This window comes from Paenibacillus sp. 01T424, assembly GCF_056398745.1.
In genome coordinates this window covers 1-18998 of record NZ_JBFTPZ010000072.1, presented here as the reverse complement: position 1 = coordinate 18998, position 18998 = coordinate 1, and the positions used below count along the sequence as shown (strand labels likewise).

The following is an 18998-nucleotide window of genomic DNA, read 5'->3' as shown; positions in this document are numbered from 1 at the left end:
ATCATAAATACAGAGACAGATTGACTCAGCTAAGAGACGGAGATGTTCGAATTATAGCAGCATCTCCGCAAGACGATAAATCCCTTTTGTTATTGCTGACTCATCTACTTTAGCAAAACCAAGCACCCACCCTTTTCGATTACTTTCCAAACAATAATGGCTAAGCGGATAAACGCGTACTCCGTTTTCTAACGCTTGGTTCGTAAAGGCTTGTTCGTTAAACGAGTCTTCCGCTTCTAAAAACATGTGTAATCCCGTTTCTACGCCGCTTAGCTTGAAACGTTCTCCTAACCCAGATGAGCTAATGGCTTTCGACATCGCTTCATGTCTGCGCCGATATACGTTTCTGACCCTTCTCATGTGACGCATGAAATACCCATGTTCAATAAAGTGTGTAAGCGTTAATTGCTCCATAATCGGAAGGTGACGATAAGTTAGCTCTTGGACTTGTGCTAGCTGGCGAATGGCTTTTTGGGGTCCAATGATTGCGGATATTCGTATACCAGGAGCAATCATTTTTGAAAAACTCATCATATACAATGTGTTCTGAGATTGCTGGCTAAACAACGTAGGCAACGGGTCGCCGCGATACCGAAATTCGCTGTCATAGTCGTCTTCCACAATCCAAAATTGCTGCTGAGCAGCCATATTCAGCAAGTGTTGCCTGCGGGGCTCCGACATGATCACCCCAACTGCACACTGATGTGAAGGCGTAACATAAACAAGCTTTGATTGTGGGTGAATGTGGTCTACCTGTAATCCGTAATCATCAACAGGGACAGGTACAACATTCATCCGCCGATATTTCATGGCCATCCATGCGGCGGGGAACCCGGGATCTTCTACGGAAACCGTTTCTCCTTCATTTAAAAGTGCTTGAGCGATCAAATCAAGGCTATGTTGTGCGCCCGAAGTTAAAATAATTTGATCGATATGCACGTGAACACCTCGCTCGAGTGACAGATAGCGCCCAATCTGTTCGCGTAGTGGAACGAAACCATAAGCGTTGCCATATGTCCAACTGTCCAGGTCCGTTTCTTTCGAGGCTTGCAAAAATGAGTGTCTCCAGTTTTTCTGAAAATGTTGATCCAAATAAGGCTCATGGGGGCTGAAATCGATCTCAACATTTTGATATTCTTTGCCTCTAAACCAGCTCTGCAAATGACTGACTGCTTCGTTTAATAAAGGTAACTCTGGGGTGTTAGGCCCTTGGGGTTTCACATCCTCTGTAAAACTTGTTCTGCTGGTCCAGTCACTTACCCTTGTTCCGCCGCGCCTTGAAGTAACCGTGTAGCCGCGACTAAATAATTCCTCATAAACAATCTGTATCGTTGAACGAGAGACACCCACTAATAGTGCGAGTTCACGAGAAGGCAGCAGCAACTCGCCTGGCAGCCATTTGCCGGTTGTGATGTTATGGATTGCTTGATCAAGCAGTTGTTGCCATATTGGGCGCTTGTCTTCACGGTTAATTTTCAGCATCCTGTTCACCTCTAGTTGTATTCGGATTAATTTATGGATTGCATTAATATCTTCTAATAACCATTTAGTAACATTCCATTACTTGAAATACTATCATGCTTCTAATTGCGCCAGCAATGTAGTTATAAAAAATCCGCTAAGTCAGGAACAGCTGACTCAGCGGACAAGTACACTCTATTTTAAACTCTGTTTTCCCTGCTTATACATTAAATACACAAAAATGGACCCTCTCTCTGCTTTATCTTATGTAAACTAAACCATACCCTGATATCAAACCGATTCCATACGACAATACTGCATTCAAATTTCTGCTCGCAATAAATAATTGGAGGTAGTTGAATTCTTGCCTCGGTTTCTACGATGACAACACATGATGAAAATCTAGCTATAGAATTTAGATATGAAGCCTTTTGGAGTTTATTCCGAAAGGCTTTATTCATTATTTTCTAATGGAATATCATACACACAAAGATCAAAATAAAAAACGGCATCGCTGCCGTTTCTGTAGTGAAACTATCTAGGTATTCCGTTTCATGCCTTATCACATATTGTTTCCTACCAAACTTTTATCTTCGAAAGCCGTCGAGAGAACAATTAAGGTCGTTGAAAATCCGAATGGGCTGCACCTATCTAGAAAGTTGGTCATTGATTCTGTATTTTCGGATAACACCTTCATATGTCAAGAATCACATATCCGGTTTTTGCTGAATAGACCGCCTTGCTTCATCACCGTCCGTAAAACTGCTAACCTGCCAGCCTTCCTGTTTTAAGTAATAAGCAAGAATTTGATTCAAGTTCATATCATCCTCAACAAGATAAATCGTGTACATAGCGTGATCTCCTTCATGTTTCTGTGCTTAGTCTAACAAATGATTATCGCCAAATTACCAAAAAATTATGGGAAATTGTATGAAAAAAATATATAAATAGAAAACGATTGTCACAAATAAATAAACCACTTCAGCAGAAGTGGTTTGAATTTATGGTTTAATGGAGACTAGCGGGATCAAGCCGTTGACCTCTTGAAATATGCCCTAGCCCAAACATCACACAGAGAAAACTAAACGCCAAACTGCTTTAAATGATGGTCCAAGTGCTTATAAATACCGATGCCCCACTGCTCGGAGGTAAGCTTGCCGAAAAAGGGGTGGGGATGAGTCGTGCACCTCTCCGGTCCATTGCGCTGAAATAAGTCGGTTTTTTGTTTCAATAATTCTCTTTCTTTCTCGAATTCTCTTTCATCTGTAAATTTAATGGTCGGGATCGTTGACATATTGTGGGGCAATGTTTTGTCATTATACATTATTGGTTTCACGAAGCCTCCAATCACGACCCCAAGCCATCCTCTCTTTGGAAAAGAAACGCCCGAGGCAATGTCCTGGAATGCGGAGCAGTGAGCCAGCATTTGAGCAGCATTCATCTGCCCCCAATGTGGTTCTGAATGACCCTCTAACTTATCGATACGTGCTAAAATCTCGTTCGTATGGTTTCGATCAAAAATACTTTTCATTCATTGCCGTCCCTTCTCTTTAAATGAGCAGTTCATAGAAACCATATTGTTCAGAAATAATCCATATGAGAATCGGACACGCTAATCATCCGGCTTTCCAGTCGAGTTTGTCATGATTGCAGGTTACCATATTGAAAACCTTCTGTCGATCATCCAACTTCCACTACTTCCGAGCTGTCGAAATTATAGGGATATTACACACCCCGAAACTCAAGCAGATCACTTTTATCCTACAAAAAAAGACTTCTGCATAGCAGAAGTCTCATTTCGGATTCACAATATTTATGAGAATGTAAGAGGTCATCGGTTCTAGCGCAGTGTCTTAATCCAAAAAGCATTCGTTCGACTTTTTTTATTTTTCGCGAATCCAAACCGTCATTTCGCCTGGGTTCCGATTACCCCAAAATGCGTATGGCACAGCCAAGATTGGGACGCTCTTCTTCTTTCGCATGACCGGCCTGTACAGGTCATCTTCCCAACAAAAATCTGAACGCAGCCCCTCTCCGGTTAACACGACAATACCGCCTAGAACGTCTTCCTTATATACCGCCGTTAATTCAGACTCTTCGGGAAAACAGATATCCGTAAGGTCCGGGCCGTTGTCAACTTCCTCCATACAATAAACGAGTGGACCGAATTGCAAAGCGATTTTGCCAGCATTCTCGTGCACTCTGGGGTTCGACTCAATGCGCTCGACGATCATCGGGAAATACAGCTTGATCTCGTCGTTTTCCATCCATGTTCTGCTGATACGCGCATATCCGCTCTTGACGATCGTATCCAGCGCTTGCAAGTTCCCGTTTACCTTGATGTAAGGGTCCCTACACCATGAAGGGATCCGGAAAGATAGCGTGCAATCGATCGGCTCATCCGTTTGCAGTCGGATCTGGATATTTCCGTCCCATGGATAATGTGTTTCCGTATGCAATATCATCTTTCTTCCTTGAACATCGAATGTACTCTCATTGGAAGCATAAAGATGCATAGCGATGTCTTTGCCTTTTTGCGTAAAGAAATAAGTATCCAAAGACGTTAGCAGCCGCGCAATATTAGGTGGACAACAAGCGCAGCCGAACCATGGTACGCGCTCGGTTTTGACGTGCTGCATATCGTAACGGTATTGAGTTACAGCAGGATGAACCTCCAATGGGTTGACGTAAAAATAACGTTTGCCATCTAGCGACATCCCGCTCAGCACCCCGTTGAATAGAACCCGTTCCATCACATCCCCGTATCGGCTGTCCGTTTCAATCTGGAGCATTCTAAATGCCCACATGGCAAGTCCGATGGATGCGCATGTTTCGGTGTATGCCGTGTCGTTAGGCAGATCGTAATCAATCGTAAAGCGTTCGGCATGACCTTGCGAGCCGAGCCCTCCCGTTATATACATCCGCTTGGAAGTCATATGAACCCATAGTTTGCGAAGCGCTTCGGTCAGCGTTGCGTCTCCGTATGCAATCGCGAGATCCGCCATAGCCGAATACAAATACATGGCACGCACAGAATGTCCTTCTGCCGTTTCCTGCTCTCTTATGGGGGCGTGAGCCTGATGGTAATCCAGATCGAACCAGCGATCCTTGGAAGGTCCGCCGAACTCGGGCTCCTCCTTCAGGAAACTCGGCTGCTTTCCACGCTCCTCAACGAAGTATCGGCTCAAATGTAAATACCTTTGTTCTTTCGTTGCCTTGAACAGCTTTACGAGCGCGAGCTCAATCTCCTCATGACCGCAGTACACCTGCATTTTATCCGAATCCGGACCCATAATCCGGTCTATATAATCGGCGTAACGGCACATCATATCCACAAAAGCCCGCTTGCCCGTGGACTCGTAATAAGCCACCGCGGCCTCGATCAGATGGCCCGCGCAATAAAGCTCATGCCCGAATGAAAAATCCTTCCAGCGCTGTTCCGGTGCAGCGACTGAAAAATAAGTGTTCAAATAGCCGTCTGACTGCTGGGCACGTCCCATCAGATCAACAACCGCATCGATGACGGCTTCGAGCTGCGGATTCGGAAAGTGCCGCAGGCTGTACGCGGCAGCTTCGATCCATTTGGCTACATCACTGTCCTGAAAAACCATTCCGTAGAAAGTTCCTGTCTGTTCTCCTGCCGAGATGCGGAAGTTTTCTACGGCGTGACTCGGTTCCGCGCCTTCGATTTCATCGTTCAGCGCCTTCCATTGATAGGGAATCGTTTCCTGGATAGTTTGCCGAACCCTGGGCTGCCAAAATTGGTCATTAAGCCTAACATTCATATCGATAATTCTCCTTTCAATGGGACAAAGCGACAATGATCCGAACTAATTTTTCAATCCGGTCATCGTGATTCCCTCTACAAAATACTTTTGACCAATCAGGTAGAAAATGACTCCTGGAGCAAAGGATAAGCACGTGGCGGCCATCGTCATCGACCAATCTTGCTTTAATTGACCTCTGAAATTGGTAAGCCCCAACGCTATCGTGAATTTATCGCTCGAATTAATGTAAATCATCTGTTGGAGCAAATCGTTCCACAAGCCGATGAAAATAAACAATGCGACGACGATCATGGCGGGCTTGATCGCTGGAATAATAATATTGAACAAGATGCGGAAGTATCCGGCTCCGTCAATCGTTGCCGCTTGGTCGAGTTCTCTCGGTATGGAGAGAATAAACTGTCTAATTAAAAAGATATTAAACGCGCCGCCTCCGCAAAAATATGGCAAAATCAATGGCAGATAGCTGTCATGTACCCCCAAACCCCGCGTCCATCCAATGTACAGCGGAATGAGCGTAACCATGGTAGGCAAAAGCATTGAACCGACACATAGGGTCCAGATCAACTGTTTCCCCCGAAACCGCAGCCTCGCAAAGGCATATCCGCACAAGGTGGCCGTAAACGTTCCCGCCAAACAGGAAGGAACGATGATTATCATCGTATTGCCTAGATATTTCCAAAATTTAAATACCTTCAGCGTATCTTCATAATTGGAAAACAACCAATTTCCCGGTAATAGGGATGGCGGATATTTGTAGATCTCGGGATTGGTCATCAGAGACGTACGAAAAATCCACCAGATCGGGAAGAGCACGATTAAAGCAAATAAAACAACGACTACAAACATAATCACGTTTATCGTTCGTTCACTGCGTTTCTTGCTCTTTAGTCTGACGTACGCTGCTTCACTCAATTGCCATCGCCTCCTTCAGAAAAGATCCACAGATTTGATGTCTTGAACAAAACACCGGTAAACGCGGCAAGGATGGCGAAAATTACAAAGGTCGTCGCACAGGCATAACCCAGCCTGTAATTGACGAAAGCCTGATCGTACATCAGATAAGTCATGAACCTTGAAGAATTGCCCGGGCCGCCATTGGTCAGAGAAAGAGCTGGCGTAATGACTTGGAGATTAGCGATCAGGCTCATCAACAAGTTGTAAAAGATAATCGGCGTCATGCAAGGCAAGGTGATATGCCAGAAGCGTTTCCATCCGCTTGCGCCATCCATCTCAGCCGCTTCATGATAGACGCTCGGAACGTTCTGAAGCCCGGCCAAAAAAATAACGATTAAGTTCCCCGATAACCAGACCGCAATCAAGGAAAGCGAAGGAACTACCCATCTGGAATCCGCAATAAAGAGAATTTTGCTCAACCCGATTTCGGAGAGGAGAAAGTTGAAGAAACCGAAATTCGCCTCGTAAAGCCAGGACCAACCTACGTATATAGCAGCAGCCGGCAAAACGAACGGCACATAAAATACGGCTCTGAAAAAACCTCTTGCCGGAATTTTACGGTTCAACAACATCGCGATGAAAAACGAATAAATCATGCTTCCGGCTACGGATAATACGGCGAAGTAGACCGTCGCGATAATCGAATCTTTAATGTACGGATCGGTGGTAAACAGCTTGATATAATTATTGAGGCCAACAAATTCGGGGTTGGCTAACCCTGTCCAATTCGTCATGCTGATTCCGAGCACCCCCAGAAGAGGCAGGTAGGTCAGGAAGATCAGTCCGAGGAAAGCCGGAATCAAGCATATATAAGCAACTCTTGCCTCGCTTGAGTAAAAGCGAGAACGACGCTTCAGCGGTTTGTTAATCGGTTCCATATCTCGCTCCCCACCTCATGTTTGAAGGAAGACCGCCACTTGCAATATATTGGCGGTCATTCCTCCTATCCGTTATTTATTGCCTGTATGAGCCGCATTCAAAGCATCGAGATTTTTGGTTATGGCTTCCTTGGCGGTCGTCTTTCCGGTCCAAACATCCCCTAGAGTCGATCCGAGCAAGGTGTTAAAGTCCGTCGTATGATTTGTATAGAACCACGATGCGGGTCTAGCGGCGGCGGATTGCGCATAATCGACTACCGCAGACTTGTATTCGTCATACGGAGGGAAGTTCGGATTGTCGACCCATTTATGGGTGAGAGTTTCATCCGTATACCACTTTTGCAGCGTTGGCATCCAAATGCCTGATGAGATGAGCCCCCAGTTGTTTTCTTCGGAATTGTACCATTTGAGCCATTCCATCGCTTCTTTCGGATGCTTGGTCTGGGAGAATACGACATTGGCGCCGCCCGTGTTTAGAGTAACCTTTTCCTTCATATAAGGCAGTACGGCTACGCCATAGTTCAAACCTTTCTCCTTGGCTGTATTCAAGCTGGTTCCTACATTCCACGCACCGTTTGTGGCCATGGCAACCGTTCCTGCAATGATAGTGCGCTGAATGCCATCATCGGTCTGACCAACCGACAACGGGGCAACATGATCTTTCAAGTATAGATCAGCAACTTTCTGAATCGCTTCCGTGCTGGCATCTTCTCCGATTCTCACTTCGTTCCCGTCACTCGAATAGAAACCGCCGCCATTGCTAAGCGCCCAGGTTTCCAACTGCCACGGTAGATTTTCAATAGAGGCGCCATACTGAACGATGCTTTGCGATTTAAAACCATCCTCGTCAGGATGTTTGCCATTCTTGTCAACCGTCAGCTTCTTGGCCGCAGCTACGAATTCATCCCATGTCCATGCTTGATCCAGTGCGGATGGTGGATAAGGCACATTCGCTTTGTCAAACATGTCTTTGTTGTAATAAAGGAGGAGGATTTCATTGGCAGCAGCATAGGCTACGGTTTTGCCTTGATATTTGTAGGCCAAGCTATCGAGCGGCTTGCTGTCGCTTCCATCGTACATGGAGCTCACATCATTCAACATGCCGTCGGAGGACCACTGGATGACGCCATCCTCCTTCAATATCCCCGTATCCGGCAATTGGCCTGCCGTTGCCTGTGTATTCAACTTTGTCATGTAGTTTTCCCAAGGAATTGCCTCCACTTTTACTTCGATTTTGTCTTGGGAAGCATTAAACTTGTCTGCCGCCGCCTGGACGGTTTTCCCTTCTTCTTCGCTACCCCACATCGAATACGTAATCTTGACCTTTTCCGTTTTGGAAGGCGAATTCTCCGGTTTACTTGAAGCCTCTCCTGCCGATGGTGTTGTATTTGTCTCTTTGTTACCGTTGTTCCCACAGCCTATTGCACTGAATGTCAGTGCAGCCAAGATTAGACCTACCCCAAGTCTTTTTCCTACTTTCATTGCCCCGTTCTCCCTTCATCAATTGAATGATGTTAAATGCTAATCGTTTGAATGAAACGTTTAGCCTTTCTACGCCTGACCAAACCGTCGTGTTTTTCCATTGCAACATGACATGATTCAGGAAAGCGCTTTAATAGAATTGTGACATGAAGTACCTTGAAAAAAAACAACATTTTCCAACCTGATTTTTAATATTTTCAACCTTCGTTCTTACGCCACCGATTTCCCGATATCGGGAAATCGAGCTTATGCCAGACGATCAACAGGAAACTCTTTATTTAAAAGACAACTATGAAGTATTATAAAAATAACAATATTTTCTACCTTGATATTCACGATTCCAATCTTAGGAGGAAACAGTGTGGACTCTACGATTCTTCATTTTATCTCACCACCGATTCCCTATTTCGTGGATTGCGGTTATGCCTATTACGAGGTAGGAGATACCCATATCGACCGAAATTGTATCAATGTATTCGATCTGATTGTCGTCCGCAAAGGGGTTCTCCCCATTGCCGAGAATGACCATAGCTGGGAAGTCAATGAGGGAGAAGGACTCATCCTTCTCCCGAATGCTCATCATTACGGCAATGCGCCCTGCAAAGCCGATACGGAAATCATCTGGATTCACTTTCAAACCTTCGGCAGCTGGCAGATGTGCCGCGACATGAACGAATGCCAGAGCAACCAGCTGGAATTGATCGAGGAACACAAAAAGTTAGCGTATGTCAACCACGCCGATGTCTGTTCCATCTTCCTTCCCAAGCACATGAAGCTGTCGACGAAAGCGTTGGAGGCGCTTGACACCTTCTTTCAGCAGGAGAATGAACCGCAGTCGCTTCGGAACTGGAAGCGACAAGTTTCCTTCCAGTTATTTTTGCAACATTTGGATCGCGATCTCGCTTCCCCCGCGAACGCCACCGCGATTCAGCTCGCCGAGCGGATCGAACTGTTCATCCGCCAGAACTATGCCAGCGATATCACGAACTCGGTGCTGCAAAAGAAGTTGAACTATCACCCCAATTATCTGGCTAAAGTGATGCTGAAAATGTACGGAATGACCCCAATAACCTATCTTCAATATTACCGGCTTGAACAATCCAAACGGCTGCTGCTGCAAACCTCCAAATCTATTGCCCAGATCGCAGATGAAGTTGGCTTCCATCATATCTCGCATTATTCCACCTGCTTCTCCAAGAAAGAAGGTCTCTCTCCCTCAGGCTTCCGCAGCAAATTCGCCAAGAAGCGCTAGATGCAGCGAATCCGGAGGACGTTCCGCTACAGCAATACGAGAAGAGCGTTCAGCTTGCCTTCTCCGATTCCCGGCTTTCTGCACGACACAAAGCTGAAGCTTAGGCCCTAAAACCACCCAAGATGATTCGGGCAGATGGAGCTCGAAGGATTCGTGACCAAGCAAGCATAAGCCCAATCATTGCGCTGCCCACGAAAAGCCAGCTTTGCTGTGGGTATTTTCATCATATGTTCTCTTGTGATTTCGAAAAAAAATACGCTATCTATTGAGGCCACTGAACAACCCACACATTTTTTCGGCAGTCCCTAGCAGAACATAAAAAAAGACATCCATTCTCATATTTTGGGAGAAGGATGTCTTTTTTGTGTACTAAATAATGTTACTTATCCTGTATTTAAATCAATTAATTTCAATATCCGCTTAAGAGTTACAGCGAATATAGTCATAGCTCCTTGCATCTCCATGCCAATCAGACCCGAGGATGTGGCTACATCATATAGATTTTAATCAAAGATCATCAGCAGAGAAGATAAAATATGAGGATTTTAATCTAGAAAAAAAACTTATTGAATCTATAGAGCAAAATCCAGATGATGTATTTTTGAAAGAGGTTAGGAAGTATTTAACGACGGGATATAGAAACGAAGTAGCTAAAAAAGAAATTACTGCTGGTGTATCACCGTCTTCTTATAAAACTTATATTATTGTTTATGATGACAAGACTGGTAAATCTCTAACTTTAGAAGAGTATTTAATTGAAAAAGAGAAAAGTTTAAACAAAAATAGGAACATAAATTCATTTAATGCTGCTGCAGCTCCGGCAAATGCAGTAATATTTAATGTATATCTCACTTCTAGTGTGGTAAATAAAACAATCACACATAAAGTAGTATATTCAAGCTATATTGGTAAAGCCCCAACTTCTATTTCAATATCTAATCGTCTTAAATCTTCTACCTCCAGAAATGGCACATACTCTACCGAAGCGACATCAAGCGAAACTATGAAAAAAGTACTAGACGCATCTGAACCTACTACAGTAGCTAGTACAAAATATTGGAAAGGCGATTTTACAGCACAAATCTATTCCGGAACGGTTTTAGTAAGTGTTCATAATGGTGGTACCGATGTAGCTCAGCTTTACACTAAAAATGGGGTAGTATATCCACCATATACTGATCAACATTCTGGTATAGTGATGATAGAGCCAGCTACAACGAGTTGGGCTAGAGTTCCTTCAATTTCCTGGAGTGGCAGGGATGCGTATGTCAAATGGTATGAAACACAATGTGGAGTTCTAAATTGGAATTGGGATGATTATCAAATACATCATATTAGACCAAGAAATTTAGGTGGTACTAATGTATATTCGAATTTAATCCCACTAGTAAAAACTTTTCATACTGGAACGGTCAATCCGTGGTTTGCTGCCTATTAAGGAGGAGTTATTTGTGAGTAAATATGAGACTATAATCAAAGCTTTAATGTCTAGATTTAATGATAATGTATTAACAATTCAAACTACTGGTGGAGAAACATATCAAACAATTTGTACTTTTAATCCACCAGCTTCGTTGCATGAAATTGAAAGCATGTGTGAATTAAAAAATTGGTCATTACCGATAGATTATATAAATTTTTTATTATATTCAAATGGTGCGCGATTGTTCGATGTTGTAAGAACCTATGGTGGATTTGAATTATTCAGTATTGATGAAATATTACAGAACCATTATGATTACATGCTTGACAACTGGATACCCATAGCAAGTCACCAAGGTGATCTTTTATTAATCGATTCTTCACGAACTGATGGTGATAATTATTTATTTTGGCGAGATTTCGGAGAGCTTATTGATCAACAAACCTTTTCTTTTAAAATCAATTTTAGAACGTGGTTTGAAAGGATTATACTCTGTCAGGGAGAAAGGTTTTGGTTGTGGCAGAATTAGTAGAGTATATAAAAAATTTATAATGGACTCAACGTTAAGAAGACTCTTGCTTTTTAAGCAGGAGTCTTCCGTATTTACTGATTTAACAAACGTTTATACAATCTCTTATAGACTTCATTTTAATTCTTCTACTCTCTCGCCGCATATTTTCTATGACGATAGAGGRAGTGCTACATTTTACATAAATCAGGAGCGGCTACGGTAACTTAGAAAGAATAAAAAGGGAGTAGAGCTAACAAGCCTTTTTCTCATAGAGCTTCCTCCTTAATTTCCATATAATGAATGGGACAAGTCGATCGGGACTGTAGCTAAAGGAGAAGTTCCTTTATGTACAGCCCCAATATGGCCTTAGTACGATTCTCTTGTCTATTTATTCGTAAAGAACGGCTTTAACTTCTTCGTTATCGATGTTGGATTTATCGTACCATACGAAACCGCTGTCGATAGCGGGTTCAACCGTTTCGCCTTTGGCAGCCGCAACTGCGGCTTTAACCGTTTCATAGCCGATACCAACCGGATTTTGGGAGATAGCGCCAGCCATCGTGCCATTCTTGATCGCATCAATTTGTGCTTTACCGGAATCATAACCGATAACCGTTACTTTACCGACCGCTTTGGCTTCCATTACTGCATTAATAACACCAATAGCGGAGCCTTCATTGGTACCGAAGAAGCCCTTGAGTTTTGGGTACGCTTGCATAATCGCTTTTGCCGCATCGGTCGATTTGAGATGATCTCCCCCGCCATACTGAATATCTACGATTTTAATATTCGGGTATTTTTCCTCGATACGTTTCTTGAAGCCATCACGACGATCGATGCCCGTACGGCTCGTTTGGTCATGGGCAATAATCGCAATCTCGCCCTCGCCACCGATTAATTCCGCCATTTTATCTGCTGCAACACCAGCGGCAACCGCATTATCCGTTGCTACTGTACTAAGCGGAATGTCACTGTCCACGCCGGAGTCGAATGCGATAACAGGAATGCCGGCGTCTTTAGCTTTCTTGAGCAGCGGGATTGAAGCTTGGCTGTCCAGCGCTGCGAAACCGATTGCGCTAGGTTTTTTATCCAATGCGACTTGCAGCATTTCAAGCTGTTTGTCTACTTGAGATTCAGATTCTGGGCCTTCGAAAGTAATATCCACATTCAGCTCGGCTGCAGCCTTCTCTGCGCCGATCTTAACCGCTTGCCAGAATTGATGCTGGAATCCCTTGGAAATAACCGGTACATACATTTTTTCCGTGTTAGCAGGCGCTTCAGAGCTCGGTTTTTTAGTTGACTCTGGTGCATTCGAAGGTGAATTGCTGCCTCCGTTCGAGCTGCAAGCGCTAATGAATACTACGAGTACCAAAGCCGCCATCATCCATACTTTTCTCATGTTCATATCCCCTTCATCATGAATTATATTTGCATTTATATATAATCTCCCAAGGAGACTATATCGCTGTTAAGCCTTGCGACGACGCAAAATATCCGCATATACCGCGAGTAATATAACAAAACCAACCACGACCGTCTGCCACTCCTGAGGAACCGACATGATGCGTAAACCGTTCGTCAAAACGCTCATAATGAGTGCGCCGATTACGGTTCCCAAGATCGTTCCCTTGCCGCCGCTTAGTGAGGTGCCGCCGATGATTACCGCTGCTATCGCTTCCAGCTCGTAACCCGCGCCGAGAGAAGGATGCGCTGTGTTCAACCTTGATGCCATCAGAATGCCGGCAATTCCTGTAAACACGCCTGTTATCGTGTAAATCACGATTTTCCAATTTCGCACATTAATGCCGGATAGACGCGTCGCCTCTTCATTGCTGCCGATTGCGAAGTTGTAACGGCCAACAATCGTTCGGGACAATAAGATGCTCCCGAGGATGGCTACGATGAAAAAAATAAGGACAGCGTTCGGAATATCAAAGCCTGGAATAAGGTCACCTAATACCGACCCTAATGATATTTCCATAAAAACTTCATTGTCGGTAAAATAGATCGGCTTGGCTCCAGAGATAACCAAAGCTAACCCTTTGGCAATCATCATCATCGCGAGCGTGGCTATAAATGGCGGAATTCCCAGTCTAGCAATCGTAAAGCCCGATAAAAATCCGCATAATGCCCCAGTCAGCAAACCGCCGATAATACCGATCGGAATGGGCAGCCCCCAGATCGTAATGAAGACGCCAGTCATGACTGCGGACAGCGTCATGACTGTGCCAACCGAAAGATCAATGCCGCCCGTAATAATGACGAACGTCGAGCCTAACGCCAGTACGCCGATAACCGCGGTGGAGAGCAAAATGCCAATGATATTGGAGAAATGAAAGAAATTATCCGATGCGATAGAAAAAAAGATGACGAGCAAAATCAAACTTCCAAATACTAAGAGCTGCTGTAGGCCTGACTTAATCGCAAAATGCGATTTCTGCTCAACCACTGTTGTTTTATTCATGCTTCTCTTCCTTTCCCTCCCGACCTTATCCGATTCGATCTGTTGCATAAGTCATGATCTGCTCTTGGGTCGCAAGATGGTCATTCATAAGCTCCCCGGTAATTCTTCCTTCGCACATCACGATGATACGATGACTAAGCCTTAAAATTTCCGGCAGTTCCGAGCTGATCATAATGATCGATTTGCCTGCAGCCGCCAAGTTCTCAAGAAGCTTATAAATCTCGCTTTTGGCTCCGATATCGATCCCCCGAGTCGGCTCATCGAAGATCAGGATGTCGCAGTCCCTCGTTAACCACTTCCCAATAATGACCTTCTGCTGGTTTCCGCCGGATAGAAATTTCAGATTTTGCTTTATGCTTGGCGTTTTTACCTTAAGCTCCTCAACAATTTGAGTCGAAACCTCGTTCATGCGTTTTTCGTTCATCCAAAAACCCGCGCTTGTGAAACGGCCAGTCGTTGCCAATGTGGCATTCGTTGAAACATCCATTTCCAGCAGGCAACCAAAGTGCTTTCTATCCTCGCTCAAATACCCAATGCCATGCTTCACGGCCTGATGGGGTCCGTTAATCCGTACCTTGCGGCCATGCACGTGGATCTCACCGGAATCGAGGGGATCAGCACCGAAGATTGCCCGGGCAACCTCCGTTCTTCCTGCGCCGACTAATCCGGCTACGCCAAGTATTTCGCCCTTCCGCAGCGTGAAGCTCACGTTGTGAAGAACATTTCTACGGTTTAGATTACGTACCTCAAGCATGCTTTCGCTCGTTTCGTCCTTTAACCGGTTCGTCTTATCCGATTGATAGAGCTCTCGGCCCACCATCATCGAAATAATTTTATCGATGCTGGTATCAGCGGTCGCAACCGTATCAATGTAGCTTCCGTCTCGCATAACCGTGATGCGATCAGTAATTCGTTTCAGCTCCGCCATACGGTGAGAGATGTACACAATGCCTACCCCTTTAGCTCGCAGCTGGACGATAATCTTAAACAATTCCTCAATTTCCGCATCACTAAGCGCCGCTGTCGGTTCGTCCATGATTAGCACTTGAGAGTCGTAGGAAATGGCTTTAATGATTTCAACCATTTGCTGCTTGGCGACCGTCAGCTTCGATACAAGCGTGGTAGGATCGATATCCAGATTCATTTGTCTGAGTAAAATGGAGGTTTGTCGATTCATCTCTTTCTCGTCCAGAAACAGTTTGATCGCTTTCCGCGGCTCTTTGCCGATAAAAATGTTTTGCGCGACGGTTAGATCGGCTGCGAGATTCATCTCCTGATGAATCATGCTGATTCCCTTTTTTTGAGCGGCTCTTGTATCCGGAATACGTACTTCTTCGCCCTGATAGAGAATGCGTCCCTCGTCCAACTGATACACGCCTGTCAACACCTTCATCATGGTCGATTTCCCGGCGCCGTTCTCTCCAACAAGTGCGTGTACCTCGCCAGGCCGCAGGTCAAACTTACAATCCTTTAAGGCATGAACCCCGGCAAAGCTTTTCACGATTCCTTCCATCTGTACAAGGCTTTCACTCATCGCTTCATCTCCCCTCTCCATATTCATGTTGTTACCGATAACTTTACACGGTTCATTCCGTCACTTACATGTGATTTCTTCTTGTAAGAGTCGAATAATTTTGGGGATTCAATTCATTAGAGGAAACTAAACAATTTGTTTTGGTCGCTACGCGAGCAGATCATTCTTACGATCGCGGTTGCAGCCAGATTCTTGGATTTGATTAGACATTTAAAGGTTAGAATCCGGCCGCAAAGGCGAACACTTCGTTTCTCCAGAACGATCTTCTCGCTTCGCTTAAACTACTAGTTCAACCTATTTAGTCGTTAACAACAAAAAGACAGAGCAGGCTTTCGCCTACTCTGCCACTCTGCCATTATTCTCAATCTCGTTCATCTATTCATTTCCAAAAAACGGAAACAACAGCTTCTGATTCTCCTCTTCATACATATTTTGTTTCGTTATAAGCAGTGAGCCCGTATCGATAAGCTTCGCAGCCTTCTTGCCCTTAACAACCTCCATGGCTGTTTTGATGCTGAGATAGCCCATTTGAAAAGGCCTTTGAAGCACCGTAGCATTCATGACGCCTTCATCCAAAAGCTTAATCTCGTTGAAAGAACTATCGAATCCAATCAGCTGCACTTTCCCCTTTAATCCCAGCTCCTGAATGGCTCTTCCCGCTCCAACCGTAGTCGGCTCGTTGAGACCGATAATTCCGAACACATCGTTATGCTGCTGCAGCATTTCCATAGCCAGCAAATAGGAATTTTGCTCGGAACCCTCGCCATTGTACGTACCTAGCATTTCGATTCCGGGATAATTCTCTAATACTTCATGAACGCCCTTTTCCCTGTCGATATGAGAAGCAGCGCTTTTGACATAGCTGATAATCGCTATTTTAGCCTTATCTTTGATCAAGCTTTTCATCGCTTCGCCCGCTTCTCTGCCAGCGCTGACGTTGTCCGTCGTTACGATGCTGTCGGCAGCATCGGACTTGATTCCCGAATCGACGATAATAAGCTTAATTCCGCTCTTTTTTATTTTCTCTGCGACGGGTACGAGTCTCTCGTAGTCGGTCGCGGCCAATACGATTGCATCTGGCTTATTTAATATTGCCTTCTCCACAAGAGCAATTTGTTCATCAACGTCCGTTTCCGACTTTGTCCCCCATACCTGAACGTTTACATTGAACTCTTGGGCAGCTTCATGCACTCCGTCGATTAATACCTGCCAGAATTCTACCGATGTATCGATTGTTTTCAAGATGACCGTAACCTCTATCTTCTTTTTCGCAGATGATCCATTATGCCCATATACAAAAACGGCCACTGCGATGAGAAGGAGTGCAACGGCGGTTGTTACCCACTTATGACTTCCTGCCATGTCTCTCGTCCTCCAAAACTTGGCGTAATTTAGGAATACGAATATATACGGTTGTTCCCTCTCCTAGCACGCTCTGGTAGGTTAATCCGTATTGCGCCCCGTAATAAAGCTTAAGCCGTTCCTGAACATTTTGTACGCCGACTCCTCTTCCGCCTTCCGTAACGGAAGCTGGAAGATGAAGCGACTTCAATTTCTCTTCATCCATCCCATTCCCGTTATCTTCAACAATCAGAATAATGTCCGAGTCCGTTTCTTCGCAAGCAACCCGGATGAAACCAGGTCCCTGCTTCATCTTAATGCCATGATAGATCGCATTTTCAATAAGCGGCTGCATAATGATTTTGATGACCCGATATTCCTGAATCGATTCGGATATTTCAATATGATAATCCAGCTTATTTTTATACCGCATTTTTTGGATCATTAGATAATTCGTAATATGCTCAATTTCAGTTTTAATCGAAACCAGCTCCTCGCCCTTGCTGATCGATGAGCGGAAAAGCTTGGCAAGCGCCGAAGTCATCAACACAACTTCCCTAGACTTATTGCTCTCGGCCATCCACACAATGGAATCAAGGGTGTTATAAAGAAAATGAGGATTGATTTGGGCTTGAAGGGCGCTAATCTCACTCTTGCGTTTTAGTTCCTGATCAAGTACCGTTTGCTGCATCAGCTCTTTAATTTTCCCGACCATCATATTAAAAGCTCTTGCAAGCCTCTGGATTTCTACCGTTTTGTGACCCGGGACATGGATATCGAAATTCCCCTTTTCTACTTCCTTCATATAGCCCTGCAATCGTTTGATTGGTTGGCTGACTCTTTGAGACAAGAATAATGAAATAATAATTCCGATAATAATACAGATGATTCCCAAAACAATAATAGACAGCAGCACATTATTTTGATTTTCAGCTAATTCGCTTACATAGGAGACACCGACAATTTTCCAGCCAAACTCAGAATCCTGAACCGTGTACATTCGGCTTTCGCTGCCTTGGTTGCTTATGAACGTTCCGTTTCTGACTTCCAGCACTTTATCGATCATCTCTGTTTTCAAATTACTATAAATCAATTGCTGCTGGGGATGATAGACGATTTTCCCATCCGAATCGATGATGAATAAATATCCTCTTTGGCCTAGTCGAATATCCTTGAACATGTCATTCATAACGCTGAAATTCAAATCGACCAAAAAAACGCCCAGCTTCTTGTTGCCGTCCTTGCTGACCAGTTCCCGGCTCAATGATACGACCCAAGGATACATGTCTTTAAAAATAGGCTGCACGTGAGAAGAGGAAATAACGCTTTGCCCGCCCATGCTTTTAGCGTTCCTATACCAATTCATACTTGTAATATCGACGTTTGGATTTAACTCGAGCTCTTTGCGGCCGGACACGAACTGTCCGCCATAACCGAAAATATTCGCTGAGCTAATATCCGTTCGGGATACCAGCATCGCACCTAGCATTTCGGAGATCGCTTCCTTATAATCCTTCTCTTCCTTTAAGCTATTAAAAGAAGCTGAGGATAAATAAGCTTGAACCGCATAATTGCCAGCCACAAGATCAGACATATACTTCATGCCGTTAATGTAGGATTTAATATTGTTGTTTACCTGTTTCACCAGCTCCGTAGTGTACGTCTGCGCTGTGGAATTGACGGAATCCTTAGTTAAGTAAAAGGAAGTAACGCTCATCATAATGCTTGTCATAATGATGAGCGCGACCGAGGCAAGCACCATATTCGTCTGAATACTAGGCAATCGCGAAAACATTCTCACTCGTATCACACTAACCCTTTTATTTTTTTATGGCGATAATCTGTTGGGGTTTCTCCCGTATGCTTCTTAAATGCGCCGCTAAAATAATGAGGATCGCTGTATCCAACGG

General features: G+C 44.4%; 16 protein-coding genes. 3 read left to right on the top strand and 13 right to left on the bottom strand.

Features of this window, described 5'->3' with window-relative positions; translation table 11 throughout:
- Nucleotides 1-51 precede the first annotated feature (51 nt).
- The 7 genes from pdxR to AC1DPK_RS32405 all read right to left on the bottom strand — a co-directional run bounded on the left by pdxR (nucleotide 52) and on the right by AC1DPK_RS32405 (nucleotide 8563).
- Nucleotides 52-1482 (bottom strand): MocR-like pyridoxine biosynthesis transcription factor PdxR, encoded by a 1431-nt coding sequence (gene pdxR, locus AC1DPK_RS32435; RefSeq protein ID WP_477512830.1) that lies wholly within the window; start codon nucleotides 1480-1482, stop codon nucleotides 52-54.
- A 686-nt stretch (nucleotides 1483-2168) separates the two neighbouring features.
- A complete protein-coding gene (locus tag AC1DPK_RS32430) occupies nucleotides 2169-2312 on the bottom strand; it encodes a hypothetical protein (protein WP_477512829.1) in 144 nt (47 codons plus the stop codon).
- Nucleotides 2313-2542: 230 nt separating this feature from the next.
- Nucleotides 2543-2992: a DUF1569 domain-containing protein gene (locus tag AC1DPK_RS32425; RefSeq protein WP_477512828.1), complete on the bottom strand. Its 450-nt coding sequence runs from the start codon at nucleotides 2990-2992 to the stop codon at nucleotides 2543-2545.
- Nucleotides 2993-3344: 352 nt separating this feature from the next.
- Nucleotides 3345-5246, bottom strand: coding sequence for a glycoside hydrolase family 127 protein (locus tag AC1DPK_RS32420; RefSeq protein ID WP_477512827.1), 1902 nt, complete (start codon nucleotides 5244-5246; stop codon nucleotides 3345-3347).
- 45 nt (nucleotides 5247-5291) lie between these two features.
- Nucleotides 5292-6161, bottom strand: coding sequence for a carbohydrate ABC transporter permease (locus tag AC1DPK_RS32415; protein WP_076270453.1), 870 nt, complete (start codon nucleotides 6159-6161; stop codon nucleotides 5292-5294).
- A complete protein-coding gene (locus tag AC1DPK_RS32410) occupies nucleotides 6158-7081 on the bottom strand; it encodes a carbohydrate ABC transporter permease (protein WP_477512826.1) in 924 nt (307 codons plus the stop codon). Before AC1DPK_RS32410 ends, AC1DPK_RS32415 begins: the two co-directional genes overlap by 4 nt.
- Before the next feature lie 72 nt (nucleotides 7082-7153).
- Nucleotides 7154-8563, bottom strand: coding sequence for an ABC transporter substrate-binding protein (locus AC1DPK_RS32405; RefSeq protein ID WP_477512825.1), 1410 nt, complete (start codon nucleotides 8561-8563; stop codon nucleotides 7154-7156).
- 361 nt (nucleotides 8564-8924) lie between these two features.
- On the opposite strand from AC1DPK_RS32405, the gene AC1DPK_RS32400 reads away from it, so the two are divergent.
- The 3 genes from AC1DPK_RS32400 (at nucleotide 8925) to AC1DPK_RS32390 (ending at nucleotide 11767) form a co-directional block, all read left to right on the top strand.
- On the top strand, nucleotides 8925-9815 hold the full coding sequence (locus tag AC1DPK_RS32400; protein WP_477512824.1) for an AraC family transcriptional regulator: 891 nt from the start codon (nucleotides 8925-8927) through the stop codon (nucleotides 9813-9815).
- A gap of 481 nt (nucleotides 9816-10296) precedes the next feature.
- On the top strand, nucleotides 10297-11253 hold the full coding sequence (locus AC1DPK_RS32395) for an HNH endonuclease signature motif containing protein (RefSeq protein WP_477512823.1): 957 nt from the start codon (nucleotides 10297-10299) through the stop codon (nucleotides 11251-11253).
- A gap of 13 nt (nucleotides 11254-11266) precedes the next feature.
- Nucleotides 11267-11767: an SMI1/KNR4 family protein gene (locus AC1DPK_RS32390; protein WP_477512822.1), complete on the top strand. Its 501-nt coding sequence runs from the start codon at nucleotides 11267-11269 to the stop codon at nucleotides 11765-11767.
- A gap of 370 nt (nucleotides 11768-12137) precedes the next feature.
- Here AC1DPK_RS32390 and AC1DPK_RS32385 read toward each other — a convergent pair whose 3' ends face one another.
- The 6 genes from AC1DPK_RS32385 to AC1DPK_RS32360 form a co-directional block, all read right to left on the bottom strand.
- A complete protein-coding gene (locus AC1DPK_RS32385; protein ID WP_477512821.1) occupies nucleotides 12138-13154 on the bottom strand; it encodes a substrate-binding domain-containing protein in 1017 nt (338 codons plus the stop codon).
- 63 nt (nucleotides 13155-13217) lie between these two features.
- Complete coding sequence (locus tag AC1DPK_RS32380) at nucleotides 13218-14213, bottom strand: ABC transporter permease (protein ID WP_477512820.1); 996 nt, start codon at nucleotides 14211-14213, stop codon at nucleotides 13218-13220.
- Nucleotides 14214-14238: 25 nt separating this feature from the next.
- Nucleotides 14239-15747, bottom strand: coding sequence for a sugar ABC transporter ATP-binding protein (locus tag AC1DPK_RS32375; RefSeq protein ID WP_477512819.1), 1509 nt, complete (start codon nucleotides 15745-15747; stop codon nucleotides 14239-14241).
- A gap of 375 nt (nucleotides 15748-16122) precedes the next feature.
- Complete coding sequence (locus AC1DPK_RS32370; protein ID WP_477512818.1) at nucleotides 16123-17109, bottom strand: substrate-binding domain-containing protein; 987 nt, start codon at nucleotides 17107-17109, stop codon at nucleotides 16123-16125.
- Nucleotides 17093-18883: a sensor histidine kinase gene (locus tag AC1DPK_RS32365; protein ID WP_477512841.1), complete on the bottom strand. Its 1791-nt coding sequence runs from the start codon at nucleotides 18881-18883 to the stop codon at nucleotides 17093-17095. Before AC1DPK_RS32365 ends, AC1DPK_RS32370 begins: the two co-directional genes overlap by 17 nt.
- An 11-nt stretch (nucleotides 18884-18894) precedes the next feature.
- Nucleotides 18895-18998: helix-turn-helix domain-containing protein (locus tag AC1DPK_RS32360; RefSeq protein ID WP_477512840.1), on the bottom strand; the 104-nt coding region annotated here is incomplete at its 5' end.